The following is a 10,576-nucleotide window of genomic DNA, read 5'->3' as shown; positions in this document are numbered from 1 at the left end:
GCGACCACGACAGTCTCGCTGCCGTCCATCGCGCGCACCGCCGCCGCGATCTCGGTGGGCAGCGCGCACTCGTCCACGAGCGCCAGTTGGGCATCGAGCACCACCCCGGCGGCGCCGCCCGCGACGGCCGCGGCGGCGGTGTGCTCGCCGATGCCGCCGGCCGCCCACACCGGGACGCTCACGTGTACGTCCGCGAGCAGCCGTTGGAGCAGCACGAACGTGGTCAACTCGGCACACCGGCCGCCGGTTTCGGCGCCCCGGGCGATCACCCCCGCGGCGCCCGAGGCGACGGCCGCGCGCGCCTCGTCGGCGGACGTGACCTCGACCAGCACCCGCCGACCGGGACCCGGCTCGTCGGGGCGCCAGGGCGCGTTGTGGGCCAGCACCACGACGTCGACGTGATCCGGGAGATCCTCCGGGACAAGCGGGCACCCGGCCGGTACCCGAACCCCCACGGAGCCCGTCCCCGCGCCGGCGACCGAGGCCAGTTCGGCCCGCGCCCGCCCGCGATCCGGGCCGAGATCGAGGATCCCGAGCGCACCGGCGCGTCGTGCGGCGGCCACCAGTCGGGCATTGGGGCGACCGAAAGGGCTCACCGCGAGAACCAGGTCGCGGCGTGTGGGCTCGGACGTCATGGGATGTGCCTCCGTTTGGGAACGGCGGGGCTGCGGACAACGGGTTGCACGGTCACGCGAGGGCGGCCCGCGAACCCGCGAACGACGGCGGTACGACGACGGAACGACGACGGAACGACGACGACGGGACGACGACGGCGAAACGACGACGGAACGGCGTAAAGGTCGCGCCTGTACAAGCGGAACAACGGCGGAACACGGCGGAACAACGGCGGAACGACCGCGAAAAGACGACGGAACGACGACCGAACGAACGGCATATCCCGCCCCGAAATCGCCCCGGATCAGCCGGCTCGGACCCCCGCGCCGGCGGAATCCTGAATTCGCTCAACAGTTGCCTCGGCAAATTCTTCAAGCGCCGAAGAATTGCCTCGCCGTATCGTGGGATTCCCGCATCGAGGTGTCAACGACGTTCGTTCCCAAACCGGATCGGCCGCACCGCCACGCGACGAGCGGCCCCGTAGCCGCCTCGCCGGCCCTGGTACGGGCGAACGGCAGGTCCCCGCCTCGTAAGCCGAATGATCCAATCCGGCCGACCCTTGCCCATACGGCATACACCGATGCCCATGTGATCGGACACCGTCGGCTATTTCCGGCCCGCGCCCCGACATATTTCGACTTCGCAGTCTCCCGGTGTGGTACGAGTCACCGTTATCGTGCGGCCCGTGACCCTTCAGCAGCTGCGTTACCTCGTCGCCGTCGCGAACTTCGGCACCATGACCGCCGCAGCCGAAGCTCTTTACGTCGCCCAGTCCGCATTGTCCCGCGCGCTCAAGGCACTCGAACACGAATTGGGCACCGAGCTGTTCGCCCGCGAGGGGCGTACGGTCGGGCTCACCGCGGAGGGGGCGCGCGTGGTACGCCTCGCCCGCAACGTCCTCGACACCGTCACCGCGATCGAGGACATCGGCCGCATCGTGTCGCCGGTCGCCGAGGAGACGCTCACGATCGCCACCACCCCGACCCTCGCGATCGGCTACGTCGCGCGCCTGGTGGCCGCCTTCTCCGGCGAACACCCCGACGCGGTGGTGGAGGTGAACCGCTGCCTCGGCCAGGAGGCGGTGTTCGCGGCGGTACGCGCGGGCGACGCCAAAATCGGCGTGGCCGCAGCCCCGGGCCCGTCCGACCTGCGCACGTTTCGCCTGTGCGAGACCGAGGTCGTGCTCGCGTCGCCGCCGGACGTGGACCTGCCCGACCCGCTGCCGTGGCGCGCCCTCGACGGCCTGCGGATGGTCCTGCCCGAGCGCGGCAGCGAGCGTCGCTCGCAGTTCGAGACGATGTTCGCCGAGATGTGGGTGCGCCCGATCCCCAGCGTCGAGCACAACGACCCGATCAACTGGGTGGCCGGCGTCCTCAACGGCGAGGGCTCGCTGCTGTGGTACCGCGACGTCGCCGAGGACGTCTTCGGCGACGCCGCCACCCTGCGCTCCCTGGACCCACCCCTCAAACGCGCCATCGCCCTGGTGTGCAAAGAACTCCCCAGAGCCCCCCTGGCCAGACGCTTCCTGGACCTGGCCAGAAGAGAAGGCTTCCAGGAACCCGACTCCGACTGAGTACAGGCCGCGACATCACCGACCAAGCGGCAGGCGCCCGGTGAAGGCGGACCACGAGTCGCGGGGAAAGGACAGCACCGGGCCGGCAGCGATCTTGGAGTCGCGGATCACGAGGCCCGAGACAAGCAGGGCGGTTTCCACGCAGTCGCCACCCGTGCCGGAGTGGGTGGATTTCCGCCAGAGGGCGGTCGGGTAGTTGGGGTGTGTCATCCTCGGTTGCCTTTCAAGATCTGCAGTAGGTATTGCTCTGTGTCGACAGGGCTGAGTGCCAGGTCTCGCAGTTGGTCGAAGAGGCTGACGAATCCTTCGACTTGGGTGGGTTTCTCAACGAAGGTGTTGCCCATCAGACCGTCACAGTAGACAACGTCCGGATCCATGGTCGGCTCGGGAAAACGGACGACCAGGAACGAGCCCATCTGCCCCTTGTGCGCACCCGCACGGTCGGGAACGACGCGGAGGGTGATGTTGTCACGATGTCCCGAGGTGATGAGCCGTTCGATCTGTCGGCGCATGACAGCGGGGCCGCCGACCTGCCGATGGAGGGCCCCTTCATCGATGACGACGTCGAGGTGGAGCGGCTGCTCGCGATCGAGCATGGCTTGTCGCTGCATCCTCAACTGCACGCGTCCCTCGACGACTTCGTTGGGTTCGTCCGGACAGTGCGCCACGATGGTCGCCCGCGCGTACTCTTCGGTCTGGAGCAGGCCGAGGATGATCGTCGAATTGAACGCGCTCAGGTGCGCCGCCTCCGACTCGATGTTGATGAGCGTGCCGAGTCCCGACGGGATGACGGCCGACGAACCGAGCCACTTGTAGGACTCCTTCGCAGCCTCGGACATCGCCAGGAGGGCTTCCTTCTCTTGCTCCGTGGCGCGGTACCGATCGAGCAAGGCCACACACTCCACGCGTTTGAGGAGGGTCTTGCCGTTCTCCATACGGCTCATCTTCGTGTCGGAGACCTCGATGACGAGACCGGCCTGCTCGGCGTTGATGCCTGATCTCTTGCGCAGGCGGGCCATTTCGCGCCCGAATCGCCTGCTGGCCATCGTCGTGTCAGGTGCGCGCTGCGCCACATCGCCTCCGCTGCTTCCGTGTTTCGCTGCCCTGCCGTACCGCTGCTGGGCTCGATCCCGCTGCGCAGCGATGTGCCGAACGCCCAAGACGTGAGTATGACAGGACATCGCCGGAGTGAAGTTTCATCTACTAGGTTGCGCAGTGAAGTTTCATGGCTACTGTAGTGACAACTTCAAGCCACAGAGAGTGACTGTGGTTGAAGCGGCGTGTGCCTTGACGTCCCGCAGCCAGCTGCGGGCTCACCCAGGAATGAGGCCGCAGATGAGCCACTCACACCGCGCACCGTCCACGGCGCTTGGCGCGACAGAGAATGTGCCTGCCCCCCGACTTGCCCTGCCCCGCGATCCGAGCGTGGCCCGCTTGGCCCGAGACCACGTCGCCAAGGTCTGCGCCCTGCTCGGTATCGGCGCGGACGAAGCCAAGCTCGCAGTATCGGAGTTGGCGACCAACGCCCTCGAACACACCAGGTCCGGGCCGATCTCGTTGCATTGGTGGATCGACGGACGGTGGCTGGTCGTCGAGGTTTCCGACGCCGAACTCGTCCCCCTGCATTGGTCCGCGCACGGCGATGCCCCGGCTGTGGAGGCCGAATGCGGCCGTGGCCTGGAGATCGTGGCAGCTGTGGCCGATGCCCTGACTTACGGTGCGACTCACGACGGAGGCAAGTGGGTTCGGGTGGATTTCCTCATCGGCAAGGACGTCGCGGCGCGATTGCCGGAGCAAGTGCGGGCGATGGAGCGGCCATCCTGGCGGAACTCGCCGCCGCCCGCCCCACGTCCGTGCCGCTGCGTGGGTGTCTCCGGTACCGCTGACTCGGAGACGATTCCTTGCCTTTGTCATTAGTAGCGCTGGAGATACTATCGCCGCCGATACTATCTCCAGCGACACTATTCGGACCCCGTGCTCAGCTCACCGGCGCCGCCGCCGGTTCGCCCAGGTCGGGGGTGTCCGTCAGGGTGACGTGTGGGGTTTTCGAGCCGTGCAGGTCCAGGACGGTGATGGTGTTCGTGCCGCGGCGCAGGATCGGGGCCGGGACGTACAGGGTTCGTTGCGGGCCCACCGACCAGTAGCGGCCCAGGTGGAAGCCGTTGATCCAGACCACGCCCTTGGTCCAGCCGTCGAGGCGGACGAAGGTGTCGGCCGGGGCGTCGACCTCGAAGGTGCCGGCGCGCAGGACCGGGACCCCGGCGGGGATCGGCGTGGAGGCGTCGGGCAGGGCCGGGCCCTGGGGGGTGTCCAGGGGGAGCGGGTACATCTGCCAGCCGAAGAGGGTCTGGCGCTCCAGTCGGACGCCGCGGGTGATGCCCTTGCGGTCGTGCAGGTCGGGGCCGTAGTTGATCCGGCCGCAGTTCTCGACCAGCAGATCCAGACGCGCGCCGCCCGCCGGGATGGCGATCTCGCACGACGCAGAGCCGCCCTCGCTGCGGTCCAACACCCCGACCGGGACGCCGTCGAGGAAGACCTGCGCGCGGTCGGCGAGGCCGTCCACGTGCAGCGGGGCCGCCTCGCGCGGGCCGCTGACCCAGGTGCGATACAGGACCAGGCCGTACGCCTGGTCGAGTTCCTCCATGGTGAGCGTGGTCGGCGAGTACACCGGCGCCGACAGGTCCTCGACGTGCGCGAGCAGTGCCGCGGCCGAGGGCAGCGCGATCTCGCCGAGCTCGAGGCGCGGCGGCTGCGCCGGCGGCGGTTCGGACGGCAATTCCGTGTACCGGCCCAGGACTTCGCGAAAGGCCCAGTACTTCTCGGTGAGTTCGCCCGCCTCACCGATCGCCGCGTCGTAGTCGTAGCTGGTCACGGTCGGCTGGTAGCGGCCGTCCTGCTCGTTCGCACCGTTCATCCAGCCGAAGTTGGTGCCGCCGTGCGCCATGTACAGGTTCACCGACGCACCGGCGGCGAGCATGTCGTCGAGTACGCCCGCCGCGTCGGCCGCGTCGCGGACGTGGTGCGGCTCGCGCCAGTGGTCGAACCAGCCGTTCCAGAACTCCATGCACACCGGCGGCCCGTCCGGCGACCACCGACGCAGCGCCTCGAACGCCTCGCCCGCGCGTGAGCCGAAGTTGACGGTGGGCAGTACGCCCGCCACCGTGCCGCCCTGGAGCATCGGCTCGGTGGGGCCGTCGGAGGTGAAGAGCAGGCCGCAGGCGCCGCGCGCGCGAAGCCCGTCGAGCAGGTGGCGCAGGTAGGCGACGTCGTTGCCGTAGCTGCCGTACTCGTTCTCCACCTGGACCGCGATCACCGGACCGCCGTGCTCGGCGAGCAGCGGCGTCACGAGCGGCATCACCGCGTCGAACCAGCGATCCACCGCCGCCAGGAACGGCGGGTAGGCGCAGCGCAGCCGCATCCCCGGGTCCTTGAGCAGCCACGCGGGCAGCCCGCCGAACTCCCACTCGGCGCAGATGTAGGGGCCGGGGCGGACGACGGCCTTGAGCCCGTGCCGCTCGGCCGCGCGCAGGAACGCGACGAGGTCGTTGCCGCCGGTGAAGTCGAAGCGCCCCGGCGTCGGTTCGTGCACGTTCCACGCGACGTAGGTCTCGACCGTGTTCAGGCCCATGGCCCGCAGTCGAGCGAGCCGGTCGTCCCACTGCGCGGGGTGCACGCGGAAGTAGTGCAGGGCACCGGAGAGCATCCGAAACGGCTTGCCGTCGAGCGTGAATCCGTCCCGACTCGCCACGAGGCTCGGGGTGAGGCTCGGGACGAGACCCGGGACGAGGCTGGGGGTGGTCAAAACACTCCTCGGGCAGATCCGGTGCGGTGGGACCGGATCATCGTGCATGAGTGTCGGACCCCGGATATGCACTCTTCTCAGTGGCCTCGTGGACTTTTCTGCGGCCTCCCACCCGCCGCAGGGTGTCCGTCACCAGGGTCGATACCCTCGGCCGCGCACACATTGCCACTCGGGCTCGATCCGCTTGGACTTTTCTCGCGGATCATCTCGACTAATCCATGATCACCGCGACAACCCGTTGACGCCTCAACGGGCAGGGCGCATGATCGGCGGCCAGACAGCCTCAACTGCCTCCAATCACCCGCCGGGCTCGGTCGAGCCCTGCCCACCCCTCGAAGGGACGGCTACCTCATGTGGGGTAAATCCCGCCCGCGCCGCGGTCGCCAGACGGCCCGCAACGCAGCCGTCGCGGCCACGATCGCGGCCCTGACCGCGCTCACCGCCTGCGGCTCCGACTCGGACTCCGGCGACAAGAAGGACAACGGGGGCACGGCGGCCCGGAGCGGCAGCGCGCAGCTCGACTTCTGGGGCTGGAACCCGGCCTACGAGAAGGCGGTGTCCGCGTTCAACGCGTCGCACCCCGACATCAAGGTGACCTACAACAAGGTCGAGCCGGGCTCCAAGGGCGGCTACGCCAAGATGCTCGCCGCGGTGAAGGCGAACAACGCCCCGTGCCTGGCGCAGATGGGCTACGAGACGCTGCCCAGCTTCCTGGTCGAGGGCGCGCTCCAGGACGTCGACAAGGACGCGGCCGCGGTCAAGTCCAAGTACTCGGCGGGCGCGTGGTCGCAGATGAGCGTCGCCGGCAAGACCTACGGCATACCCGTGGACACCGGCCCGGTCGCGATGTTCTACCGCACCGACGTGTTCACCAGGAACGGTCTGACCCCGCCCAAGACCTGGGACGAGTTCGCCCAGCAGGCCGACAAGGTGCACACGGCCGACCCCGCCGTGTCCTACTCGGCGTTCGGCGGCAACGACCCGTGGTGGTACGCGGGCATGGCGTGGCAGAACGGCGGCACGTGGTTCAAGCCGGAAGGCGACACCTGGAAGGTCGGGATGACCGAGCCGGGTACGCAGAAGGTCACCCAGTACTGGCAGCAGCTGCTCGACAAGAAGAGCGTCTCGGCCGACCCCACGTTCACCCCCGACTGGTACAAGCGCTTCCAGGACGGCAGCGTGGCGACCTACGTCGGGCCGGTGTGGTTCACCGCGCTGCTCGAAGAGAACGCCAAGGACGCCGCCGGCAAGTGGGCCGTCGCGCCGATGCCGCAGTGGGACGCGGCCGGCAAGAGCACCGGCAACATCGGCGGCTCCGGCACGGCCGTGCTCAAGGGCTGTAAGAACACCAAGGCCGCGGTGACCTTCGCCGACTGGATGAGCAGCGACCCGGGCAGCCTGGGCACGCTCGTCAAGGACGCCGGCATCTACCCGGCGGCCACGGCCGGCGCCGACCTGGACGCGATGAAGCAGCCGTCCGCATACTTCGGCGGCCAAAAGATCTACGACATCTTCAAGGAGTCGGCCGGCCAGGCCCCGACCGGCTGGCAGTGGGGCCCCACGATGACCCAGGTCTCCACCGACCTCACCGACAGGATCGGCAAGGCGGCATCCGGCGGCGGCAAGCTCGCCGACGCGCTGACCGAGGTCCAAGGCACCACGGTCAAGGCCATCCAGGACAAGGGCCTCAAGGCGTCCGCCGGCTGACCCGACCCGTGCGGCGTCACCCGCGACAACCGTAGAGACAGCCGAAGTACCGGCACCAGCAACAGAGTTCGGTATACCGAGCCCGTCGTCCGCGCGCCCCGACGCGCGGACGACGGGCCGGGTACCGGTTCACCACCATCCTCACCGGGAGCCCGCCCTTGAGCGCACCGACCCCGCGGCGCAAGCGCCGGCGGAACGCGCCACTGATGTTCCTCGCGCCCTTCGGCGTGCTGTTCGCCGCGATGTACGCCGTCCCCGTCGGCTACGCCATCGTGGAGAGCCTGCACAAGATGCGGCGCTCCGGCCTCGGCCTGACGCCCCCCGTGAGGGAGTGGGCGGGCTTCGAGAACTACTCGAAGGCGCTCGACGACGACGCGTTGTGGCAGGGCATGGGCCGCGTCCTGTTGTTCGGCGTCGTCCAGGTCCCGGTGATGCTCGGCCTCGCGCTCGTGCTCGCACTCCTGCTCGACGCGAAGTCCGCGCGCCTGAAAGGCTTCTTCCGTACCGCGTACTTTCTGCCCTACGCGATCCCCGGCGTGGTCGCCACGATCCTGTGGGCCTTCCTGTACATGCCGCGCTCCAGCCCGGTCGTGGGCATGCTCGACGCCGTCGGCCTGCCGTCCGACTTCCTCGGCGAGGGTGCCGTCCTGTGGTCGATCGCCAACGTCGTGACGTGGACGTGGACCGGCTACAACATGCTCGTCATCTTCTCCGCGCTCCAGGCGATACCCCAGGACCTGTACGAGGCCGCCGAGTTGGACGGCTGCGGCCCGTGGCGGATCGCGTGGAAGATCAAGGTGCCGCTGGTGGCCCCGGCCATCGCGCTGACCACCGTCTTCTCGGTGATCGGCACGCTCCAGCTCTACACCGAACCACGCGTGCTCAGGCCGCTGACCGCGTCCGTGGACGCCAGTTACACACCGATCATGAGCGCCTACCACAAGGCCGTGGAGAACAACGACTACGGCCAGGGCGCGGCGGTGTCCGTGCTGCTGGCGCTCGGCACCTGCCTGCTGTCGTTCGCCGTCCTCAAGCTCTCCGCCCGGCTCACGAACGGCAGGTCCGCGCTGTGACGACGCCGACGATCCCGCCCACCTCCACGAGCGTGACCACCGAGCCGAACCCGATGCCCAAGCCCACCACGAAGAAGAAGACGCCCGCGGTCGCCGCCGGCCGCAACGCCCCCGTGCGCTCGCAGGTGTTGACCACCGCGTTCCTCTTCCTGGTCGCGACGTACTTCCTGATGCCCGTGTGGTGGCTGATCGTCTCCGCCACCAAGTCCTCCAGCGACCTCTTCGGCAGCAACGGCTTCTGGTTCGCCGACTGGAACCTCGGCAGCAACCTGCGCCAGTTGTTCGACGAGGACGGCGGCATCTTCCTGCGCTGGGTGCTCAACTCCCTGCTGTACGCCGTCGGCGGCGGCGCGGTCGCCACCTTCCTCGCCGCGATGGCCGGATACGCGCTCGCCAAATACGACTTCCGCGGGCGCGGCGCGATCTTCTCGGTGATCCTGGGCGCGGTGCTCATCCCCACGCCGATGCTCGCGCTGCCGATCTACCTCATGCTGTCCAAGGTCCACCTCGTCGACACGGTGTGGGCGGTGCTGTTGCCCGCGGCGGTCAGCCCGTTCGGCGTGTTCCTGGCCAAGACCTACGCCGAGGCGTCGGTGCCGGACGAACTGATCGAGGCGGCCCGGCTCGACGGCGCGAGCGAGTTCCGGATCTTCCGCACGGTCGGCCTGCGGATCATGTCGCCCGCCCTGGTGACGATCTTCCTGTTCCAACTCGTCGCGACCTGGAACAACTTCTTCCTGCCGCTCATCACGCTCAACGACCAACACCTGTGGCCGGTCACCCTCGGTCTCAACGCGTGGAACAGCGACCCCAACCAACCGCACGCGAACCTCGTCGTGGTCGGCGCGCTCGTGTCGGTGATCCCGCTCGTCGCCGCGTTCCTGTCGCTCCAGCGATTCTGGCGCACCGACCTGGTCGCCGGCGGGGTCAAGGCGTGACGAACTCCGGTGCGCACACGCGCGTTCGCCGTACGATCGGCGCACCATGATCTTCGCGCGCTACCTCACGCCCGCCAAGGAACACCAGCGCCTGGGCCTGGTGTGCCTTGGCGTCGGGTGGCAACAGGTCACCGCGATGCAGTTCGAGGGCCGCGTGCTCGGGTGCTACCAACTCACCCTGATCACCGGTGGATCCGGCTGGTTTCGCTCGGGCCACCGCAACGCGCCGCGGATCCCCGTCCAGGCGCCCGCGGCCTTCCTGCTGTTCCCCGGCGAGTACCACGCGTACAGCCCCGACCCCACGGGTTGGCGCGAGCACTGGGTGCTCTTCGAGGGGCCGACCGCCGCGGCCTACGAGGACCTGGGATTCCTCGACCGGGCCGAGCCGGTGATGTCGCTCGGCGGGGTACGGCCGTTGCGGGCCGGCTTCGACCGGCTGCTGACCGCCGTCGAGCCGGGGGCGCCCAACCGTGAGGTGGTCACGTCGGCGATCGTGCACCAACTGATCATCGACCTCAAGACGATCCGGGTCGACGAGGACGGCTCGCGCGTGGTCCGCTACTTCGACGAGCACGCCACCGAACCGCTCACGGTCGGCGAACACGCCCGTCGGCTGGGCCTGGACGAGGCGGGTCTGCGCAGCGAGATGCAGCGTGCGACCGGCACCACGCCCAAGGAGTACATCGTCCGCACCCGGCTGTCCCGGGCCAAGCGGCTGCTGCTGGCGACCGACCAGTCGATCCACGAGGTGGCCCGCAACGTCGGCTACGACGACCCGGCCTACTTCGCCCGGCTGTTCTCGCGGCGGGTGCAACAGTCGCCGTCGGAGTTTCGGCGGGCCGGCCAGCCGGACGCCGGGCGGCCCTGA

10 protein-coding genes are annotated in these 10,576 nt (G+C 69.0%); 6 read left to right on the top strand and 4 right to left on the bottom strand.

Annotated elements, in window-relative coordinates; all coding sequences use genetic code 11:
• Positions 1-635 (bottom strand): nitronate monooxygenase (locus GT354_RS12895; protein WP_161356442.1); only part of this gene is annotated, 635 nt, incomplete at its 3' end.
• Between the two features lie 665 nt (positions 636-1,300).
• Between GT354_RS12895 and GT354_RS12890 the strand changes: the two genes are divergently transcribed.
• Positions 1,301-2,188 (top strand): LysR family transcriptional regulator, encoded by an 888-nt coding sequence (locus GT354_RS12890; RefSeq protein ID WP_161356441.1) that lies wholly within the window; start codon positions 1,301-1,303, stop codon positions 2,186-2,188.
• A 15-nt stretch (positions 2,189-2,203) separates the two neighbouring features.
• On the opposite strand, the gene GT354_RS12885 is transcribed toward GT354_RS12890, so the two are convergent.
• Positions 2,204-2,398: a DUF397 domain-containing protein gene (locus GT354_RS12885; RefSeq protein ID WP_161356440.1), complete on the bottom strand. Its 195-nt coding sequence runs from the start codon at positions 2,396-2,398 to the stop codon at positions 2,204-2,206.
• Complete coding sequence (locus GT354_RS12880) at positions 2,395-3,261, bottom strand: helix-turn-helix transcriptional regulator (RefSeq protein WP_161356439.1); 867 nt, start codon at positions 3,259-3,261, stop codon at positions 2,395-2,397. The genes GT354_RS12885 and GT354_RS12880 overlap by 4 nt, the downstream gene beginning before the upstream one ends.
• A 250-nt stretch (positions 3,262-3,511) precedes the next feature.
• Here GT354_RS12880 and GT354_RS12875 point away from each other — a divergent pair, with 250 nt between their 5' ends.
• Positions 3,512-4,105, top strand: coding sequence for an ATP-binding protein (locus tag GT354_RS12875; RefSeq protein ID WP_346012004.1), 594 nt, complete (start codon positions 3,512-3,514; stop codon positions 4,103-4,105).
• Between the two features lie 61 nt (positions 4,106-4,166).
• On the opposite strand, the gene GT354_RS12870 is transcribed toward GT354_RS12875, so the two are convergent.
• Complete coding sequence (locus tag GT354_RS12870) at positions 4,167-5,990, bottom strand: glycoside hydrolase family 35 protein (RefSeq protein ID WP_272923811.1); 1,824 nt, start codon at positions 5,988-5,990, stop codon at positions 4,167-4,169.
• A gap of 351 nt (positions 5,991-6,341) precedes the next feature.
• Here GT354_RS12870 and GT354_RS12865 point away from each other — a divergent pair, with 351 nt between their 5' ends.
• The 4 genes from GT354_RS12865 to GT354_RS12850 all read left to right on the top strand — a co-directional run bounded on the left by GT354_RS12865 (position 6,342) and on the right by GT354_RS12850 (position 10,576).
• Positions 6,342-7,697, top strand: coding sequence for an extracellular solute-binding protein (locus GT354_RS12865; protein WP_161356436.1), 1,356 nt, complete (start codon positions 6,342-6,344; stop codon positions 7,695-7,697).
• 158 nt (positions 7,698-7,855) lie between these two features.
• Positions 7,856-8,770 (top strand): sugar ABC transporter permease, encoded by a 915-nt coding sequence (locus GT354_RS12860; RefSeq protein ID WP_237534695.1) that lies wholly within the window; start codon positions 7,856-7,858, stop codon positions 8,768-8,770.
• Positions 8,767-9,708, top strand: a complete 942-nt coding sequence (locus GT354_RS12855) for a carbohydrate ABC transporter permease (RefSeq protein ID WP_346012003.1) — start codon at positions 8,767-8,769, stop codon at positions 9,706-9,708. The genes GT354_RS12860 and GT354_RS12855 overlap by 4 nt, the downstream gene beginning before the upstream one ends.
• Before the next feature lie 46 nt (positions 9,709-9,754).
• Positions 9,755-10,576, top strand: coding sequence for an AraC family transcriptional regulator (locus GT354_RS12850; protein ID WP_161356435.1), 822 nt, complete (start codon positions 9,755-9,757; stop codon positions 10,574-10,576).

The organism is Streptomyces sp. SID3343, from assembly GCF_009865215.1.
Lineage (GTDB): Bacteria > Actinomycetota > Actinomycetes > Streptomycetales > Streptomycetaceae > Embleya.
This window is presented reverse-complemented; position numbering and strand designations above follow the sequence as displayed.